14 protein-coding genes are annotated in these 20643 nt (G+C 41.0%); all 14 read right to left on the reverse strand.

The features are described 5' to 3' along the window. Window positions 1-33: 33 nt before the first annotated feature. Window positions 34-1578, reverse strand: coding sequence for a Tn7 transposase TnsA N-terminal domain-containing protein (locus ACM0OY_RS33945; protein WP_414573165.1), 1545 nt, complete (start codon window positions 1576-1578; stop codon window positions 34-36). Between the two features lie 343 nt (window positions 1579-1921). Then, entirely contained in the window at window positions 1922-2098 is a 177-nt protein-coding gene (locus ACM0OY_RS33950) for a hypothetical protein (RefSeq protein WP_414573166.1), read from the reverse strand. Between the two features lie 209 nt (window positions 2099-2307). Continuing rightward, the gene (locus tag ACM0OY_RS33955) at window positions 2308-4062 is read right to left on the reverse strand and encodes an S-layer homology domain-containing protein (protein ID WP_414573167.1); all 1755 of its coding nucleotides are present in this window, start codon (window positions 4060-4062) and stop codon (window positions 2308-2310) included. Between the two features lie 456 nt (window positions 4063-4518). Continuing rightward, entirely contained in the window at window positions 4519-7539 is a 3021-nt protein-coding gene (locus ACM0OY_RS33960) for a hypothetical protein (RefSeq protein ID WP_414573168.1), read from the reverse strand. A gap of 178 nt (window positions 7540-7717) precedes the next feature. Further along, window positions 7718-8626, reverse strand: coding sequence for a hypothetical protein (locus ACM0OY_RS33965; protein ID WP_414573169.1), 909 nt, complete (start codon window positions 8624-8626; stop codon window positions 7718-7720). 44 nt (window positions 8627-8670) lie between these two features. Then, window positions 8671-9474 (reverse strand): hypothetical protein, encoded by an 804-nt coding sequence (locus tag ACM0OY_RS33970; RefSeq protein ID WP_414573170.1) that lies wholly within the window; start codon window positions 9472-9474, stop codon window positions 8671-8673. Then, on the reverse strand, window positions 9461-9847 hold the full coding sequence (locus tag ACM0OY_RS33975) for a hypothetical protein (protein WP_414573171.1): 387 nt from the start codon (window positions 9845-9847) through the stop codon (window positions 9461-9463). Before ACM0OY_RS33975 ends, ACM0OY_RS33970 begins: the two co-directional genes overlap by 14 nt. Then, window positions 9837-11261: a hypothetical protein gene (locus tag ACM0OY_RS33980; protein WP_414573172.1), complete on the reverse strand. Its 1425-nt coding sequence runs from the start codon at window positions 11259-11261 to the stop codon at window positions 9837-9839. The genes ACM0OY_RS33975 and ACM0OY_RS33980 overlap by 11 nt, the downstream gene beginning before the upstream one ends. An 82-nt stretch (window positions 11262-11343) precedes the next feature. Beyond that, window positions 11344-13683 carry a hypothetical protein gene (locus tag ACM0OY_RS33985; protein WP_414573173.1) on the reverse strand — a complete coding sequence of 780 codons (2340 nt, stop codon included), beginning with the start codon at window positions 13681-13683 and terminating at the stop codon, window positions 11344-11346. A gap of 9 nt (window positions 13684-13692) precedes the next feature. Continuing rightward, window positions 13693-14865 (reverse strand): hypothetical protein, encoded by a 1173-nt coding sequence (locus ACM0OY_RS33990; protein WP_414573174.1) that lies wholly within the window; start codon window positions 14863-14865, stop codon window positions 13693-13695. A gap of 42 nt (window positions 14866-14907) precedes the next feature. Further along, on the reverse strand, window positions 14908-16698 hold the full coding sequence (locus tag ACM0OY_RS33995; RefSeq protein ID WP_414573175.1) for a hypothetical protein: 1791 nt from the start codon (window positions 16696-16698) through the stop codon (window positions 14908-14910). A 63-nt stretch (window positions 16699-16761) separates the two neighbouring features. After that, window positions 16762-18483: a peptidoglycan-binding protein gene (locus tag ACM0OY_RS34000; protein ID WP_414573176.1), complete on the reverse strand. Its 1722-nt coding sequence runs from the start codon at window positions 18481-18483 to the stop codon at window positions 16762-16764. 12 nt (window positions 18484-18495) lie between these two features. Next, the gene (locus ACM0OY_RS34005) at window positions 18496-19788 is read right to left on the reverse strand and encodes a S8 family peptidase (RefSeq protein WP_414573177.1); all 1293 of its coding nucleotides are present in this window, start codon (window positions 19786-19788) and stop codon (window positions 18496-18498) included. Window positions 19789-20106: 318 nt separating this feature from the next. Continuing rightward, window positions 20107-20436: a hypothetical protein gene (locus ACM0OY_RS34010; RefSeq protein WP_414573178.1), complete on the reverse strand. Its 330-nt coding sequence runs from the start codon at window positions 20434-20436 to the stop codon at window positions 20107-20109. Between the last annotated feature and the right edge of the window lie 207 nt (window positions 20437-20643).

Here is a 20643-nt window from a genome sequence, read left to right on the forward strand (position 1 = left end):
AAAGTTTTAGCGATCGCACTTTTTTACCCGACCTCACAAAATCGCGTTGCTCCCATGACGAGGTGTGGTAAATTCTAATTCCCAGTAAAAGTTTGATTTTTGATAAGCAGCACGAGAACCGAGCCGTTTTTTGGTCTGTTGGTAGCCAGAACGCTGTTTAATTCTAGAAGAAAAAGTGACATAACTAGGTATGTGTTCAATTCGTCCAGCTTTTTCCCATTCTTGCCTTAATACTCCATAGACTGCTAGTTTCCCACGTTGTTTAAGAGTCTCATAATGTGATTCGATAATTTCATCAATAAATTCCCATGTTAGGGGTGAGATTTTCGGAAGATGATTACCTTTAGCCGCGTGATTATCTATTAACCCAATGTAGCCCCAACAATATTTTTGTTCTGCGGCTTGAAATTTGGCTTTCCAATTCCTAATAGTCCGCAAGGGTACGGTTTCATTTTCTCGCTTTTGTCCATGTAGATAAGGTTCGATAATTTGATAGCGGTTATTCGCTGATGCTAAAGCTTCTGGACTTGCTTTGAGGAAACGCTCTATTGCTTCAGGATGAATTCCTATTTGTTCAGGAACTTTTAGACCAACAATTTCACCTCGCTGCACCAATAAATCAAATTCTGAATGTGTTAAATGAATTAGAGAATTAGATGACCGCAGTACAATTTTACTTTCTCCATTGTGTAGCACTGTTAGCGGTTGACCATCCCAACAAAAAGAACTCCCAACAGCTACATCAATAATTTGTAGGGAATTAGCCACTGTTAAGTTTTGAGAACTGCTCGTTAGGCTATAAGCAAGAGCCGTGTCTTGATTGCGAAATATATGTACTTTTTCTGGTTCGGCAAGAGGAGCCGCGCTCAAGTCAATGTACAATTCTTCAGCAACTAATAAGGCGTTGATATCGTCTGGGCTGATATTTTGGTATTGGAGTAGCTTGAAATAAGTAATTCCGGGTTGAGATAATACTAGACTTTTAATAAAAGTAACTATTTCGCTTCTGATTTGATATTTTTGTTCGGCATAACTTTTGAGAAACTGACGATTTCTATACTTAATCCAATCAATTTCTGCGTCAGAACGAATCCGGTAGTAACAACCTAAAAGGAAAGCCTGTTGTTCAGCTGGCGGACAAGTCCATTGTCCATCTTGGTTTTTGACGTATCGATTAGGTTGTAACAGAGATAATTTCTCTAATTTACCTTGAGGTTTCCACTCTTCAAAACCAGCCGATTGTTGTCTAATGACGAAAAAATCTGGTACGTGTGTGACTGTGATTAACTTCCCTTTTTTGGTGAGAAATTTTAGGGTTAATCGATAGGGTTGATCATAAAATTCCAAGACATCTTCTGAATACTCGTACTCTTCAATGCCTGGTAGTTCAACTTTATGTGACTCGAATTGTAGGGTTTTCTCCATTTTTTGGCTACAGTAATTGCCACTAACGTTACCGCCGTTGCCTTTTACTTGCCTTACTGGTTCTGTGGAACGGATTTGAGAAATGACGTTTCTTGCCACCTCTGGTAAATTTAGTCGGCGACACCACTCATCAAACTCTTGGGTGTTAAGCATATTAACTCAACCTACCTCTAATGGACTCAAGGCAAGCTTTTACTTCAATTTGGGATTTTCGGCAATCTTACCATTTAATTACTTCGGTACTGAAACGATCGCACTCTCATAACAATTGGTAATTCCAACCATCGGCGGCGGCAAGCTGCCGAGCAGATATTCGTGCGTGACTCTATTTAAACTATAATTTTGCCTTGAGTTCAAAATTTATGTAAAAGCTTGCCGTTTGTCCTTGAGAATCTTTAAGTAATTATGCTTATTTTGACAGCATTGCATATAAACTGCAGCCTTTCTTATCTCCTAAACTACCAGTCTGCTGTTTCAAGTATCAAGAAGCTGGAGTCTAATTAAAGGATAAGCTTGCCGTTGCGGCAAACAATTCCTTTAAGTCACATTTTGCACTACGTTCAAACAGTTCATCCAGAATTTGGGGACATAACGCTTTTTCTAAAAGTCCACGAACCATTACGGAAACTGGACTTTCTTTTATAAATCGCTCAAACACCTGCCCTAGCAACATTTCTATTCTCCACCCAACAGAGTTTCACCTCTTTTGAGCAAACTACAAATCAAGCCATTACACAACACCTTGAAAGGGCTAGTCCTAAGATTAACTCGAAGTACAGCACGCAGAGTATATAAAGGTGAAATTAGACCTAGTGAACCGATAAAAACTGGAATGGAAGCTCAAAAAATGTTAGAGAAAAATTTCCCTTCTCAACAAGCAGTTTAATTTAACCAAGATGAATCTATCTTTGGCATTTCTTTCTTCAATACCATTGCTTGGTAAAGCATAACAGCTACCTCTGCACGAGTAGCATTGTTAGTGGGATTTAATTTGTTAGGATTAGGATAGTTGATAATTAATTGATTCAAATTTGCCGTTATTACCGCTTCTTTAGACCACTGCGGAATACTATTTGCATCGTCATACATATTTAGCTTTGTGTTGTTTTTCGTGGTACTTAACTTTAATCCACTAACTAAAGAAGCAATTACTTCTACTCTTTGCACATTATCATTAGGATGGAAGGTTTTGTCAGGAAACCCTTTAAGATATTGGCTTGTGTTAGCATTTTGAATGCTTTTATCTGCCCAATAATTAGATTTTATGTCTTTAAATTCTATATAACTCTTACTTTCTGGTAGTTGAAAAGCTTTACTCAGTAGTGCAGCGTATTCTGCACGAGTCAAATAAGTGTCTGGCTTAAATGTTCCATCTGGGAAACCTAAAATGATTCCTTTATTAATTAATGGACGAATCCATTGAGCAGCCCAATGATTTTCAATATCACTGATGGTAATAGGTGCAACCATAGGCAAGATTTTAACTGTAACATTTTGAGGTATTGATAATTGTGAATTTTCATGGATAACTCCTTGTTTTACCACTAATGTATCTCCTGGTTTCACTTCCTTGAGCGCATGAGATAAGGTTTTGAATGGAGCAGATTCATTACCTTGACTAATATCGCTCCCATTTATAGGATCGACCACATAAATAGCATATTTACCTGAAAAAGGCTGAGGCAATTTTATGATTTTACTAAACCACCATAGAATTGGAGTAATAGCTATAGTAATAAATATTAATATAAAGATTAATTTATAATTTTTGAAAAGATAGAAAAGTTGCTTTATTTTTATTGGTAGATAATAGTAAGAAGGTAACTTTTTTGATGAATTTGGTTGTACTTTTTCAGCCTTTTGAAGTGGTTTTTCTGTAACAGAATCCTTGATTTCTGCATTTTGTTGTATAGATTGTGCTAGAGTAAGAGCAATTTCAGCTTGCTGTTGTATAGCTTGAGTTTCAATTAAGCTACTTTCTGCTTTCTGTTGTGAGGCTTGAATTTGAGAGAGGACTAGTTCGGCTTGCTGTTTTAGAGCTTGAGTTTGATTTAAGATAATTTCGGCTTTCTGATGTGCGGCTTGAGTTTGAGAAAGAACGAGTTCGGCTTGCTGCTGTGCAGCTTCAATAACTGTTGCTAGATAAACTGAAGTTGGATCTTTTTCAATTTTATTTTGAGCCAAATCAACATCATTTAAGGTATCAGAATTTTCAATCAGAATAGAAGAGCTTTTTATTTTATTTTCTGGAATTTCCAAGGGATTTTGCAAATGATCGCCGATTTCTACTGTGCTTGAGGAAACCGTAGTTGATTTGGTATCTGCTTGAGTTGGCTGTTCTACTTTTCCATTAGGTTTTGTAGATGTTGATGAATTTGGCAACTTTTGACAATCAGATACATTCCCATTGGGATCTTTAGAGCAGGTAATTGTGTCGTTAGTTTTCTCTAAAGAAGGGGCTCCTAAATTGTCCTCAAGCCCGAACAAAGATCTGAAAACTTTGTAGTTATGGAGAACGTTAGAATCTTCTTTAGACTGTGCCTCTGGAATCTTTGGTAACCCTAGAAATAAAGATTGTAGAACTTCTAAATTATCTTGTATGTTTTCTGCTACTTCTTTTGATTTTTGTTCTGGCATGGAATGTATGCTCCTTTATTTCATATTTATTTTGAAAAAATTTGTGTAACTAGGGTTGGGGTGTTGAGGTTTGAAATGATTATTTTTAAACACAAATTGGCAGTAATTTTATATGTTGTCATAGCCTTCAATAATGGTAAAAGTGCAATACAATAATTAAACTAATAACTCGATCAACAGTGCGATCGCATTTTCATCCGGTGTTGCATAATTCACACACTAGTTTTGATTATGTGCGCGTACATGCTTGGCGCTCACTATTTAGGAATGCGATCGCCCCAAAAAAACAAAACACCTACCCAACTTTTATCCATCGCTGTAAATTAACGTATTATCTACGTGGCTTTATTAAGTGAGTCTACAAGAGTAAGTGATCGTACTTGTTTTAGTTTGAGGCAATCGCTCATGATTCTTAATAGTGATTCCCTCGACAACTGCTTTAGCAATTGTTTTTAGCTAAAAATCCATTAGACCGGCCAAAGTACTATATGCATCATCCTTGTGACAAGTCATGATTTCCACAAATTTCTCAGGTTTGCCTACCAAGTGGAGAATCGTCAACATCGCCAGTTTATTTTCATTCGTTTCTGCACCACTAAAAATAGTATCAGCAGCATCAATAAGATCCTTTGCCTCCTTATAGTAGGCATTAACTGAAGGTTTTGCTTTCAATACAAAGAATTTAATACCAGAATAAGCACTAATAAATAATCCGAAGGGAGTGACTTGGAAGGCCATCTTCACAGCCGCCCAATCGATGGAGCTGATGGTAGCTTGAATTCCCTTCATCACTTTGCTGGTAGAACTAGAAAGTTTCAATTCTTTCTCTCCATATTCCTTCAGGCGATATAGTACAAGTTGTTTTTTCATAAATTCAGGAAATTTTATTGTCGCTTGCCAAGGGGTTACTACGTTAGCTCCAAAGGTAATCAAATCGCCACTATGGCCTATGATTGAATATCCAATTAGCCCTGCATTCAGTAACTTATTGATGACCGCACTCAAGCCACTCCATGCTCCCATTTCCATTAAGGTTGGTATTGAATTTTTGACAGTAGCAAACTTCTCTTTAAACCACTCAGACCAAGACTTTTCACCTGTTTTTCGTCCCATCAGTTTAATCAGAGTAATTAATTGCTTCCTCTGTTCATCAAGTAGAACAACTTCAGGGTAGCGTGGAGCCGGAGTACTGGGCAAAATTGGTACTTCAATGTTGAGAACCATCCCATGTGTCTCTTTAGCCTCCAAACTCTCGATCGTTGTTTCCACTTCTCTGGCGAAAGTTTTTAACCGAGAACGGACAGCAGATGTATCAAGAATAATCCCTAATTCTGCATGGCTGAAGGTATCTACAGCATCTTTAATTTTTATAAACAATGGGTGTGTTTCGTCGTCTAGTATTGTCCATGCGGCAGATAATAAAGTAGTCGCTTTGGTCTGCTCGGCTGCTATCTTTAAGTCTCGATCGAGGTCAAAATATTTCAGGAAGTCTTTGTACTGCGGACGACCCCATGCACCGTACTCGCTCTTCTCAAATTGTAGGCGTTCTTTGAGGATCTCATTAAATCTATCTGCCTTAAAGACTGCGTACTGAGGTATTTCCTGGCCTTTGACAGCAGCATCGACTTCACTAGCAAAAGTTTGTAACCGCCCAACAACGGCTGCTGTATCGAGGACAACCCTTGGTGCTGCATGAGCTAAGGTGTCTGTAGCATTTATGATTTTGTTAAATAATGGGTGTTTTTCTGTATCATCACCTAATACTTCCGAGGCTTTAGCCAGCAAAGGAGCTGCTTGGACTTTCACTGCTAGTGCTTGCAATTCTTTGTTAGAGGTCAATGCACCTATAAAATCTCTGTATTGCGGACGACCCCATGTACCGTAATTACTCTTCTCAAATTCCATACGAGACTTGAGTAAGCTGTTGAATTGATCTGACTCTACTGAAAGCGAACCAGAAAACTGTTTTGGTTTTTTAGTTTCTGGCACGATATCAATTGTCTGGATAGGCTCTGATTTTGGCGTAGAATTCCAAGTATCTTCTTCATCATCCAGCATTCGATCAAATTCATCAAAAGTCTGTTCTAAAGAAAAAGTCCCCAGGTCAAAAGCTGTAGCATGAGTCATACTTCTACCCATTTGGTCAAAGATATCATGGGGGTTTGATGTCTTGGGCGGTAAGGATTGGGCTGTCGATGGATGTGCGGGTGTTGTTGGTGTAGGAGCCTTTTCTGAAGGTTCGTAAACTTTTTCTCCCCGCAATATGGCTTCTAAATCAGCTTCAAAAGCTTTTGATTCAGAGATGCTATCTGTAGCAGGCGTATTCTCTAATTCATCAAAATCAAAATCCATCGCCGCCGCAGATTTAACAGGTTCTATCCCTGGACTAGCTACTATGGGATGAACTACAGGAATTGGTGTAGAGTCAGGCTGCTTATTACTAGAAACTGGTTCTACAGGTGTTGCTGCTTTTTCTTGGGTTTCATTTGCATAGGATTGGTTGTAGTACCCTGTTGGGACAGCATAATTAACTGGTTTATCTTGTTTAACCTCAGATTTCTCTGGCTGTGGGTGAGATGGTTGCACTACTGGCGCAGCGACATCTGGTGTTGCATCAAATCCGTAAGCTTGGTTGTCGTATGATGCTTGCGCTGTATAGTCGGTTGTTTGATGACCATTATCCTCAGATGCAGCTTTACTGAAATATACTTGTGATATGGGTTGTGTAGGTTGTAATTCTTGCTCTGTAAAATCCTCGACTTGGAAAGGTAAAGATTCATCCTCAAAGCTATGGCTACTTTCATCTGTGGGCATCCAGTCAAAAGCAGATGCGGTAGGATAGGCTGATGCTTCGTATTCTAGTGCGATCGCCTCATCCCAATCAAAAGCTTGTGTAACTATATCCTGAGTTTGAGATTGGGCAATTGCAAATTCCCAATCTGTTTGGTTTTCGCCAGTTGGCTTTAAAACCTTCTGCTCTAATGCAAACAAGGAATGAGATTCTGATAAAGCAGGTTCATCTGACTCGGAATTTTCTGCTTCTTGGGTAAATTGATGCGCTTGCGGTTTTCTCGAAGAGGCAAACAAACTTTGTTCTAGAGCAAACAGGGAATGAGATTGAGCTAGTCGTCTGTTGTCTAAAAGAGGTATTTCCTCATCTTCAACTGCAAAAGCTTCTACATCATAGGTGGGGATGTTTTCTGATTGCAGATCAAAACCTCTGCTGGTGTAAGTTTCTGGTTCAGTATCTTCTTCGCCATACTGCCTACTTATCGACTCAAAATCAGACTCGGTATTTTCCTGATATTCTAGAGTGATCGCTTCTCCAACATCAAAGGCTTGCGTCGTAATTTCGGGAGTCTCTTGTTCTTGTTCGTCGGTAAATTGTTTAGATGTCTGGTTGGTAAGGCTATTGTCGAATAAGCTATGCTCTAGTGCAAACAGTGAACCGTTGTTTGAATGTGGAAAATTTGACATGGAAGACTCCCTCAATAAATCAGATGAAAAATAACAGATTACGGAAACGAAATTGATACTGATAGGGATATTTTTAAAGTAATAACAAGGCGTTGTTTTTTATAAGTTAATCAAAAATTATGAGCTTGTTACGTTTAAATTTACTATTAAATATAATATAATTATTTCTAGCTTTAGCTCATAAAATATCTAAAGTATACTCATCTGAAAAGACGTAGTTTGTATCTTCAGGCAATATTTTTTCGTGTTGGTTGTTATCTTCTAAAACTTCCATTGCATCGGATGTATAAGCCAATGCAGACTCGTAATTGTAGGTATTGGTAAGCTCTTCGTTGTCTATTTTCTGTGGAGCGTTCGTCAAAGAGGTTGCCGTTTGCGGTAGCGTCTCTGAAAGAGAAGGCATCGCCTCGGCTGCAACTTCAATTGTCTTCACACTGGAGGAGTTTTCCGCTTCGGACTCACCTGGGCTAGTTTTTCTAGCGGACTGTATGATTTGCAGTAGTGATGTATACGACGGTTCATCACTGGAGAACACCGATTCTGAACTTGCAAAAGCTTCTGCTGAGTCGGCTTCTGGAAGACGAATGTCTGGAATATGTAAAGATAATTTCTCTTGAATTGGTATATTTTTTCCAGGGGGCTGAGGGGAATAGGGAATTGAAACAGTCGCAGAGGTGCTAAATCTTGGCGGTTCTAATATATTTTTGTCTGTTAATGGCTCTAAATCATGCTGCTGACTTTGAAAATGGGTAAGATTTTTTTGCCAACGCTGATTGGCGTGATTATTTAGGGTATGAGCTAATTCTACATAAGAAAAGGGTTGTGACTGGTTTCTCGATACATTCAGCCTGGGAGATGAAATTAGGCGATCGCTCACTACTTCTTCTAGTTCATAATCATCTTGCGGCTGTTCGCCATAAAACCTGATTTGCTGGCTGTATGGGGCAGGAATTTCCTCAACTTCTTCAGCTTCTAGTTCTTCAGATTCTAAATCGTTCTGCTGCTGTTGGGGCGAAGTCTTCCATCCCATGAGTTCTTGCTCTAGAGCTAACAGGCGATTATTACTGCGAGAGTTGGGAGTAAACATGGTAAGCTCCTGGAAAAGAAAGTTGAGTTTTTTAATAGGTAATTTTAATTGGGTTTAATTGGGCGACGATTGGAGTTTTCTTGCTGATTGGAAGGATTGGGCAATTGTAAATTCATTGTCACAATGGCATAGGGATCAAGGGCGATTTTTAACTGGCTTTCTTTGTCTTGTAAATGAGTGTTATTCACCTGGATTTTCAACTCTTTGGGATTAGCTGAAATTACCTCTACCTGTTCGTTATTAATAGCAGCAACGGGGAATTGATCGAGGGACTGGGCGATCGCTAAATTCTCGCCTTCCAGTGTGATAATAGTTTTGCCTTGAGCTTGGGACAGGCTGGCTTTAGAAACAGTGGGTGCTAATTTTTTGCGGCTGGATTGGTTAATCAGATTGGCGAGTCCTTGGTAATCGACTTTGTTATCTGTAATTTTTTCAATGTCAACATTTTGCTCTTCAATCGTGCGCCGCAAGTCTTCAGCAGAGCGAATTCCTAGTCTTTTGAGTTCCTTTTTTTCGGTTTCTGTTAGGGGAACTTCTTCTAAGGAAATATCATTGCGGGTGAGGGGTTTTCTAGCAACTTCTTGGATTTGGTGATCGCGGATAGAACCGAGTTGAAAGGTGACTTTAGAGGCTCCTGTTTCTCCTGGTTGGGCGGTAATGAATCGGACTGTTTCACCGTCAAATTCGGGAAAGATTTGTAAGTCGAGGGAGACATCTTTCACGGTATAGGTTAATTTTCGATTCATGCCCTTGACAGACAGGGTATCTTGAGCTTTATCAAGCTCATAGATTAATGAATCGAGAAAAGTTTCCAGATTCCAGGAGCGGTTGTTGCTATTCGTCGCCATCCTCTCTCACTACCGTTAGCCTCATTTGATGGAACACTGGCATGATGGTGGTTTTCACCAGTTGGGTGGGGGGTGAACCTTTGAGGTTTACCTTTCCGTCATGATTGACAGTTACTTTGAGTTCGATCGGCATATCGACCGTTAGTTGCGTGATCGTCATGGCAAATCCTGTGTTGCGATCAACTTGTTGTTTTTCGTAATTTGTGAGTTCCTCTACGAGTTGGGAAAAAGGCATTAATAAAGTGCGATCGGGTGGTTTTGTGGGTGTTGTTGCTGCATCGAATAAATCTAGTTTGGGCGGGTTTGGATTGCTTGAATTCACTGGATTAGTTGCAGGAGGAGTTAGTGATGTTGGATTATTTTCAGTTTCCATTGCGACGCGCCTCCTCTTTGGATTCAAGATTTACGGGGTAAACGCCAACCGGTTGATCGAAAATCATCTTCATACCGTTGAGGGTAATAGGCTCACTAAATAGGGCATAGTTGAGTCCAGAGGCAAAGTGAGGAAAGAGCCTATCAACCGATTGCTGTTGAGCAATCGGTGGTGTTACCTGCATTCTTATCTGCTTATGATGCCAACTAAGGTAGCCATTTACTGGTGCAAGCCCTTCAGGGTGGAGATATTCAGCCCCTCTGATATCAGAAAAGTATTTTGACAACAGGTCAGACCCTTTGGCAACTTTTCTTTCGTTTCCTTGAATCTGTTGGGCAGTATAAGTACTGGATCGCATGGCAATATATCTGCCATTATTTCTCACTATTGATTCGTAGAAACCGTCAACTTCTCTTAAGGAGAGGTTAAGCCTATTTTTTAAAGCCGTTCCCCAAGCCGTCAAATATTCCTCTGCCAAATGTCGAACGAGTCTTCCTGGAGCAAGAAGTTCCTGATCCTGTGTACCTTCTCCACCATCAATGGCAGCATTAGCAACTAAAGTTGCGTGTCTACCTGGCAAAGGCAAAATAATTGGTTTATTTCGCATTTGTGCGGAAAAATCAGGAACGATAGGGGTAAAACCTATAGAGTATTCATCGCGTGCATAGATGGCTACATAGTTATAAACATTGCTAGGAATTAATTTAAAATCGTAACCAGATGGGGGTAATACATATCTTCCCAAACCTGGAACAGGATCAACAGCGAAAATATTAACTCGAATACCTCTGAGTGCTGTATCTTGGAACATCTTATTTGCCAACATATGGCAGGAAACCGCGCCCCGGCTCCAACCAATGAGATTGACAACATCAGGTAATCTGCCTTTACGCAGAATCTTTGCCTTCTGAGCCTGTAACTCTTGAGGGTTGGCCTTACGATCCGGATAACTTAAGATGCGTTGAAAAAATGATCGCTGATCAATGTAACCCGCATCTTTCAAAACTCTAACTTGCTCTGCGGTGAGTTGAGTTCGTTTCCATTCATAAATCCCTTTAATCATTGCAAGAGCATGGTCAACATTTTCCTTCCATCCCGCTCCCCATAGCGTCCCCAACAATTTTGGATAATTACCTGGTTTGACCCATTTATCATCTTCTTGCAAATTACCACTACCTGGGCCATCAATGATAACCCATTCGACAAATTCAGTACCCGTATGATTGTTTGCAAGTGTGGCAACCAATTCATCCCAAGGTTTAGGTACAAATTTATATTTACCTATTTGCGCTTGTTCTGCTTCTTCTCTTGCTCTTTCCCAATCACCATTCAAGCTATTAGATCCAGTCCCGCAAAAGAATACAGTGAACACATAGGGATTTGGCACCCGAAACGATAGGTTTTCTGTTGGCATTTTCTCATCTCCTCTTATTTCTTATACGCTGTATGAAGAATCATTAAATGAATAAGTAGAATAGACTCTGCTTACCTGACTTTTATGTACCCACCCCAATAAAATGAGCCACCGCAGGCATCGGAAAATAAACCGGATGTTCCTTCAACGCCTGCACATGACCATTCCCATTAATCTGATCTACCTGCTTCAAAAACACCTGTTGCAACTTAAACTCTGGGTAAACCCACAATGCCACAGTTTGCCGAGGTTTGCCGCTAAATTTCACCTCCGTGCGGGCAGCATGGCTAAACCGTCCCTTAAACTCTGAAGACACCAAAGCTGCCAACTCCGCTTCATTTAACTGGGGATGGTTAAACACTTGCCCCAGCAGTTCATTTAACCCATAAGGACTGACAATTAATCCCGATTTCAGCCTACTCTTTCGACCCGCTAAATCATCTTCCAAGACTTGAGTCACCGTTTCCATACGGGCATTTTCCGTGCGATGTGTTTCCAAGGCATAATAGTATTTGCATTCAAAATTCATCCGCCGCACATCTTCGGTGAAATCACCTTGCCAAACTTTGTGCCAGTAAGGACGGAAGCGTTCTACATCATTCAACGGTACAGTTTCACCTGTCCCTTCAACCCGGTCAAACAAGTATTCGCCTACTAATGTAATTAGTTGCATCGTACTCGTTCCCAACCGTTTGACCTGTTGGGTTTTCTTGGATCTCCCCTGCCAAACTAAGGTGACACAAACCAAATACTCATGATTGGGAGCGAGTTTTTTCAGTTGTTCTTTACTGATTTTCGGCACTAAACTCACCACACCAGAACTAGCACTTTCAATCTGATAGTTTTGCTCAACTACTATCTTTAACGTCTTGGGATGTTTCACCAGCAGTTGCAACCGAGCTTTTCTCACAGGCTGGGGTGTTTCCAACTTGAGCGGGAAAGAAATATCCTGGTCATGGCGATAGAGGAAACGCGACTTCCCGTGCATCATCACCGGGGTAACATCAGCAAACCCCAGGGTCACTGCACCGACTCGCTGATAGAGCAAATCAGGGGTAGCAGAAGCTGCCAAAGCCAGACTCAATGCCATCAATACCGCCTGATCTTCCCCATCTTCATGCTCATCTAGACCCAACATCGTACTCATCTGCCTAGATGTCGCCTTCTGTGGATTGAGTAATGAACCAAACAAATTGCCCAGTTGGGGGCCGAACATCGAAAGCAAACTTGGAGCAAGTTTCAGTAATTGTGGCCCAACGGCAGATAATATTCCAGCAATAGCAGGAATAAACATCGATTCCGCATACTCGGCTGACAGGGAATCTGCATACTCTGATGACATAGAAAAACCATAAGCCTCTGGCTCCTCTTCTTCTGACATCGAGAAGCCATAAGCATCTGCATTATACCCTAGAGGAGAATAATAATTTTGAGCCGACATCGCCAATGACTTTGCTCTTGCCATTGTTGGTCGCGCTGGGGCAGGCGCACGCCTCATGGCTGGCTCAATCCATGCTGTCTCTGCTGACATTGCAGCGGCTGGAGTTTCGGGTGTCAATTGCGGCATCAGGGCATTCCCTGGAGCGGCAACAGGGACAGCAGCAGGTGCAACGCCTGTTTGTGCAGGTGTGGCTGTGGTACTGCCCACTTGCTGGAGCAATGCTGCCAGGAGATTCATTATCTGAGTGCTGTCTAGGGCTTGTCCTGGTTGTCCCGTGCCAGGAACAGCACCTGCTGTACCACCCGTGAGTTGGGGTAGTCCTCCGATGACACCTGCCAACTGAGGCAGTAACGGGCCAACCAGATTGGCTATGTTGCCGACAGTAGCAATTCCACCACCTCCAAATCCTCCCTTAACTGCACCCAAAACAGCTTTAGCTCCTCCCTTGACTGCACCCAAAATAGGAGTTGCAGCTTTCTTGACTACACCCAAAATAGGAGTTGCGGCGCTCTTGACTGCATTGAGGATAGCACCCACGACCATAGCCTCGCTTACAGGCTGTACTTCTTTATACTGAAAAGGAACTGTCTCGACAGGTTGTTTATCCATAGCTGTTTCCATCGCTGTTGATAAGCCGAACGAAGTAGCGGGACTAGCACCAACACTCATAACCGTGACAATATCTGAAATAGCAGGGCCTTGCCGTTGCTGATTCCGAAAGCTGGTAATCTGGATAGCGCAATGTTGGCGATCAAATTTGTTGTTGGAGACTTCTAAGATGGTTCGCCCCAGACTTGCTTCTGGTAGGGGGCCGATTAAAGGCGATGTATAAATGGGGTCTTGCAGCTTTGTTAAACCATGAACCTGCTGCACCTTATCACCGCCAATCCCATAGGTGTAGAACTGGTTTGTCCCCAAATCGACCTGAAATCGGCTTTTTGCCCTATCACTTTCTAAAAATCGTAGAATTGCCAGTGCCATAGCTTGACCTTAAACTTGAGGAGCAGTTTGCACAGGAGCAGCTGGTGCCGCTTGAGGCTGTAGTTGTGGCTGTTGTGCCGCGCCTGCTGGAACTTGGGCAACCTGTCCCTGACCCAAATCAAAAGTTTCCCTAAAGTTATCCAGCTTGAAGTAGTCGGATTTGAACTGAATCTCGACAAATCCTTCCATTTCCGTAGTCGAATCTGTTCCTTTAGTGGTTTCGGAAGAGGCAACGGTGATTTTGCTGGTGCTATGGCTGAAGCTTCCGGATGGGCCACCAAATATCCCAGCACTCCAACCAGCACTAAACGCATTGGTTTGATCTACGTTAGCCGTGTCCTTGTTTGTAGTTACTTCATCGGCATTAATTGTGAAATTGACCTTGGCTCGAATTGTCCCTTTTTCAACTACCAAACGAGACACACCCATTAAGATCGTTTCCCGCAGCATGGTTCGACGTTCCTTCGCCATCGCCAGCTTGGCATCTAAAATCTTGGCCTGGATGGCATTATCATTCATATTGACTTCTTTGCCATTCTGATCCAGAAGGACAGATCTCCGTTCTTCACCTTGGTTAGTTCCAGCTTGGTTAGTTCCAGCTTGGTTAGCTCCAGCTTGGTTAGCTCCAGCTTGGTTAGCTCCACCCTGAGTAGTGCGTCTGCTGCTACGTGACCGTTTGCCATCCTGCGATTGCTGGGCTTGCACTATCTTGAGTTTGTACTGATTGTTGGTTTCTACCAGACGCAGCATTGCTTCATCATCTTTGATAGCATTAACGAACTGAGAAAGTGACTGTGTGGCACCTTTGAGAAGGTTTTGAAAAGCCTCCATTTGTTTAATATTGGCGTTTAAGTTGGCATCAAAAACACCGTTTAGTAAATCTTTCACAAATCCAGGAAAATCCACCTTTTTTACGGTATCGCTCAAAATATCAGCCGTCGTTTGACCTGCTTTACCTACTCGTTCATTACGGTGTCTTTCTTCGTTTATCAAATCGCCTGCTACCGCCATTTCGGTCGCCAATCCACTTTGTTCCGCAAAGTCGTTATAGTGAGCATCCACCAAATCTTTATACAGTGCCATCTGTTCTTCCCGTTCTAGATTGCGGAAGGATTGAGAAAAGGCAAGTAAGGATCTGGTCTTACTACGAGCTTGGTCTTTAAGTGTTTGATGATCGGACATGATTAAAATACTCCTCAATGCTTGTCAATACAATGAATCAGATTAAACATCCCAATCATCAAAATCACCATCGCTACCTTTTCTCTTCGGTTTCACTGTGTCTCGACCTCTGGGAAGGGATCTATGTGCAGTATTGGTTTTGTAGTGACTAGCAGATTCTTGCGGTAGGAACTTGCCATTACTACCTGTCTCCATTGATGCTTGGGCAATAATCCAAGATTCTGCTGCACTTAGTAAAGTGTCAAAATCTGCTTGGCGCACAGCACCTTCCGATTCAAAGCCGGCAATCCATTGAAAAATCTTGTTGCCCTCTACAGCTATTGTTCTCAGTGTAGCCGTTGCTACCATAGCATTTAGGTCTTCTTTAGCAACCTGCTCAATTACACTCCAAAGGCTCTTACGTCGTCCACCAAAACTATTGAGAATTTCCTCAGAACGCAGAATCTCTAAAGCTTCTTGTAAGTGGGCATAGTCTTCTGTCACCTGCACATGAGACATACCAGTCATATGCTCGGTGAGGTTATACTGCAAGTTTTTGGTAGCTTGGAAAAGAGGCGACTTCGACACCCAGACATCTTTGCTACGTTCTGACTTACGGATATATTCTGCTACCTCTGCCATTAATTGATGCCAAAGCATGGGAAATGCTTCATTTACCACCATTTTAGACAGCAGTTTTCCATTTCCTTTATTCAGTACCCGTTTGTAAAGCATAGCACGCTCTGCGGGGGTGTTGCGTTCATTACGTAGTTTATGAAAGCGGTAGAGTGCGCTAGCAGTCTTGCCTTCAGGGATATCAAGCATTCCACTAGCCCAACGCAGCACTAGTGCATTAGCTACATCAAAGACACGCATCCGCTCACCAATATTAAAGATGTAGTCTAATGCTCCTGCGGCTTTAATATTGGCAGGAATTACGCCTTGACGATCGATAGCATCAAAGGAATCAACGGTAAAATTCCAGGTGACTTCACCGCCTTTAATGCGTGCTGTGTCTATAGGATCATCTGCGACGGCAATTTTTTTCAGGGCTTCATGATATGCAAGAACAAAATATTCATCATAACTCCCTGTTTTAAAAAGTTCTTCAGGTGTCTTACCTTGCTTACTAGTGGTAAAATTAACACCCAATGTAATCAAATAATCAACCATCAATTGCCTAATAGTTGTATTAAATGAACCATTTGGTAGCGCACTACGTTCATTGATGTATTTTTCTAGATATTCAGGAATATTTTTCTCCCGTTCTAAAATTTCCAAGAGTTTTTTAACGGAAGACCGCACTTGTCCGGCGCGAATATCGATTCCTTTTTCTAGGGTTAGCTCAACTATTCGTTTCTGTGTAGGATTAATATTGACTTGTAAATCGCTTGTTACCTCTGCCAATATCCTTGCCAACAAATATCGTTTTGGCAAATCAGACACCCGCAACTGCACTGCACTAGATAAACCAGCAACATCATCTGAATTCACTGACTCGGTGGCTTGCAGCAGGATAAATGCATAAATTTCGGAGTTTGATAACAGGGTTCGGGGAATATCTTCCAGACCGCTATTATCTAGTTTTTTCGTTAACTCATCAATTTTTTCAATTGAGAGGTATTTAGGCAGGGTATCTTTCGCTGTTTGTCCCAAATTATGCACAGAATTTTTTTGTTGTTTATACTCTGCCCACTTGTCATTTACGATCCAATTTTCTGTTGCCTTGAGTGCTTCTTGTGCATAAACATCAATGTCTGTTAGCTGTCTGATATTTAGCACTTTGTCTACTGCCCAGCCTTGGGAGCCATTAGTCGTGGCTGTGTCGTTTGTTTTTGTCTCTGTAAATACCATAGCTTTTGTTTAATCCTTGTAATGTAAATTAATTTCTATTTTTAATCATTTGTTGAATGTGATTCACACATTCTTTTTCTGCGGAGTATTCAGACCAAAAATATCTTTTAAGTCTGACCAGTTTTCATACTGGAATTTATCAGCCGCTCCGTTTTGCTCTTTAGGAGTATCTACTGAAGATGAAGAGGCTGTTTTTTGTTTAAGGAAAAGTTCTTCAATAGATTTCCAGTTCAGAGGGTCAATGGTAGTAGGCTCTTGAGGTTTTTCTCCAGGTACAACGAGTTTTTTTACTTTTTCTCCTAACTCGGTAATTTGATTGTCAATACCTATCACTTTTTGCGTATTTTCAATGACAGCTTGATAAGCACCTTGGGCTTGTTTCGCTTGCTCTTCAGCTTTGTCTGCATACTGTTTTGCTTCCCTGGCAATTCTTTGAGCTTCGGTTGCAGCCTGTTTAGCTCTATCTGCCGAGTCTTTCACTCCATCGGGTGTATCTTCAACTGGTGCGACATCTGCAACATCTTGAGCCAGTTGTTCTTGTTGTTCAGCATCGCTAGCTGCTTTTTCAGCATTATTAATTAGAGTAGTATTTTTCTCAATTGCCTCATCAGTATTTTTAGATAGTTGTTGGCTTTGAGATTGGACCTTTTTAATTGAATCAGCGTTTTCTCCTTGGGCAACAAAACCTTCAATTTCGCTGGCGATTTTTTTAATTCTGTCGCTTGCAGCTTTTGCTTCAACTACCTTCCAATTAACAAGTGTCGTATAATACCTAGCCTTAGCAACCGCAGCAGCTGCACGAGCTTTAGCTGCTTCCTTTTGAGCGATCGCCGCTTGTAGTGCCGCATCATTATCTTGCTTAAGCGCCCTATCCGCTTCCATCGCCGCCTTTTGAACTTGCTCTTTAGCCGCTTGTACAGCTTGTTGTTTGGCTTGTTCAACCTCTGACTTTGCCGTTTCTACAGCACTTTGCTTGGCTTTCTCAACTTCTGATATGGCAGTATTAATCACTTGTTGCTTGGTTTGCTCAATCTCTGACTTAGCTACTTGTTTGGTTTGCTCAATCTCTGACTTGGCAGCTTGCTTGGTTTGCTCAATCTCCGATTTGGCAGCTTGTTTGGTTTGCTCAACCTCTGAGTTGGCTACTTGTTTGGTTTGGTCAATCTCTGACTTGGCAGCTTGCTTAGTTTGCTCAATCTCCGATTTGGCTACTTGTTTGGCTTGGTCAATCTCTGACTTAGCATTAGCTATTGCTTGTTGCTTGGTTTGCTCAACCTCTGAGTTGGCAGCTTGTTTGGTTTGCTCAATCTCTGAGTTGGCTACTTGTTTGGTTTGCTCAATCTCTGAGTTGGCTGTTTGTTTGGCTTGATCAACCTCTGACTTGGCAGTAGCTACTGCTTGTTGCTTGGTTTGCTCAATCTCTAAGTTGGTTGTTTGCTTGGCTTGGTCAATCTCTGACTTAGCAGTAGCTATCGCTTGTTGCTTGGTTTGCTCAATCTCTGAGTTGGTTGTTTGTTTGGCTTGGTCAATCTCTGACTTGGCATTAGCTATGGTCTTTGCAGTATCATAAACTTTTTCACTGGTTCTCAGAAAAATGCTGTTCCAGGTTAATTCACTAGCAATGCCATCTTTTTGGAGTTTGACTTCTTCTTGAAATTCTTTAACTGCTGATTCAGTGTCATCATCAAAAATACTACTTAGAGGCTTTTTGTAAAAGTCTAAAAAGTGCAGGTAACTTTGTAAAATGTTAACCTGTTCACCTCGATCGCCTTTTTTCAACTCCATTATTCATCTCCTTTAGCTTAATTTGTAGTCCAATAGTTTGAGTGCGTCGATTAGATTTAGTCTGCCAAAACCAGCCTTGCGATTTTTAAATCGCTGATCTAGCTTGTCAGCAGTATGCTTCAAGATGTGTTTTATTTGCTCGTCTGATATGGTTTTCCCTCGCTTTTTTAAGGCGTAAGACTTCAATAGTGCTACCGCTCCAGCAACGAAGGGTGAGGCATGGGAAGTACCCGTAGAGAACGAATATTCGTTATGTAAATAGGTACTATAAATATTGGTTCCTGGTGCAACTAAACTTACTTGTTTGCCATAAGTAGAAAATTTAGCGATCGCACCTGTTTCATCAACAGCTCCCACTGCAATAACATGAGGTAGCGCACCGGGATAATATAACTGTTCTTGCCCATCATTACCGGAAGCAGCAACAATCGTCACTCCCTTTTCTTTGGCATAATTGACGACTTCTTCATGGGGTAAACCACCGCCAGTATGAGGAATCCCCAAGCTCATGTTGATCACTTGGACACCTTGATCCACTGCCCATTTAATCCCTGCATTAATGTTGTCTACTAAGCCTGCTCCCACCCGTCTGCCGTTTTTCTCCATCGCACCGAGGACTCGGACAGGTAAGAGTTTGCATTTTGGTACGACTCCTACAGGCATTCCCAACCCTTTAGCTCCAATGATTCCAGCTACATGAGTTCCATGTCCTACTTCATCATCAGGAACATCATCTGCACCTAAGAAATCTCCGACAAACTTACCTGCACCGTCAATAATATCTACAAAGTCATATCCTGGTAATAGAGAATCTTGATACTCTGGATGATTCAGATTGATACCTGTATCTAAAACTGCAACAACAATGTTTGGATCTCCTTGAGTATATTCATGTGCTGCTTCCAGATAAATTGCTTGACGCGATCGCCAGTCAGTTTCAGCACTCATTGCTGTTGCTTTTGGTGACGGGATTGGGATTGAGACTATTTCTCCTATCTTGACTTCTTCTACTATTGAGAGTACAGATATTTCTTGAATGAGTTGTAAAGGAATATCTGCATCTTCTTGCAAAATTAATCGATAAATTCGATTTAAACCATGAATTAATTCTGCCTGATTCCAGATTTTTCCCGCTGGTCTATATTCTCTAGTAACCCAAATAGGTAATCTATATTTAGCGAATAGTTTGTCAACATCAGAATGAATAGTAGTTATAGCATGAGTTTTATCGTTGAGGAAATTTTCCCAATAATTGACTTCTATCTCAGCTTCCTGCCTTAACTTCAGCTTGATATGTTGTTTCATGGTAGCGAAAAGTAAAAAATCATTTGTACAGTATTAGTTATGTGTAAATTTAGCTATTGATGTATGTAACTTATTTTAAAGAAGTTAAATTGACACTTCCTTAATCAGAAATTACTATTTACAAATGAAAAATTTATTTATGCAGTAGTAAACCTAAACTCTAGAATATTTATGTAGACTGATTCTACCGAGCCAAACTAGTAAAAATACTAGTTTTATTATTCTTATAATCTCCTATCTGCTTGATAACTAAGTCAAGTGGATTTTACAAGTCGTTATATATAACTATTTTAATATTAAGTTATATGTGACTATAAGTTAACCGATACCAACAATTTTCTCCAACTCATCTAAAAGTTGAATAACTCTAATTCTATCTTGACTATTAATTAAAGAGTTCTTCTTGTGTAGGAGCTTGTTTAGCTTATTAAAACGCTCAAATATAAGTTTGTCTAAGTTAGTCTTAGATTGAGATTGGATTTCGTTAACTTTCCTTTTGATTTCGCTTAAAGATAAGTTCTCTGCAATTGCTATCTTGAGCATTTCAGCACGCTGTTGTTCTGATTTAACTCGTGCGATCGCTTGGGCTTTAGTATATTCAATTTCACCTCGTCGCAAAACAGACAAGATTTCATCTGGCAAATTCAATAAAGGCAGCCGACTAGAACGGAAACTAGCAGCATTGAACTTTCCTATTTTCGATAGTATTGATTCAACCTGCTCTAATTTGATTAGATCGTTTTGATTCAGCGATAGGCTTCTTTGTCTGGCATTGAAGGCACGGTGTAATAAGGAAATAACGGGAGCATCCCAGTTTTTTGCAAAGAAGGCGAAAATCAGTCAGGATAAGTAGGA

Origin of the sequence: Nostoc sp. CCY 9925, from assembly GCF_963920935.1 — a bacterium.
Lineage (GTDB): Bacteria > Cyanobacteriota > Cyanobacteriia > Cyanobacteriales > Nostocaceae > Nostoc.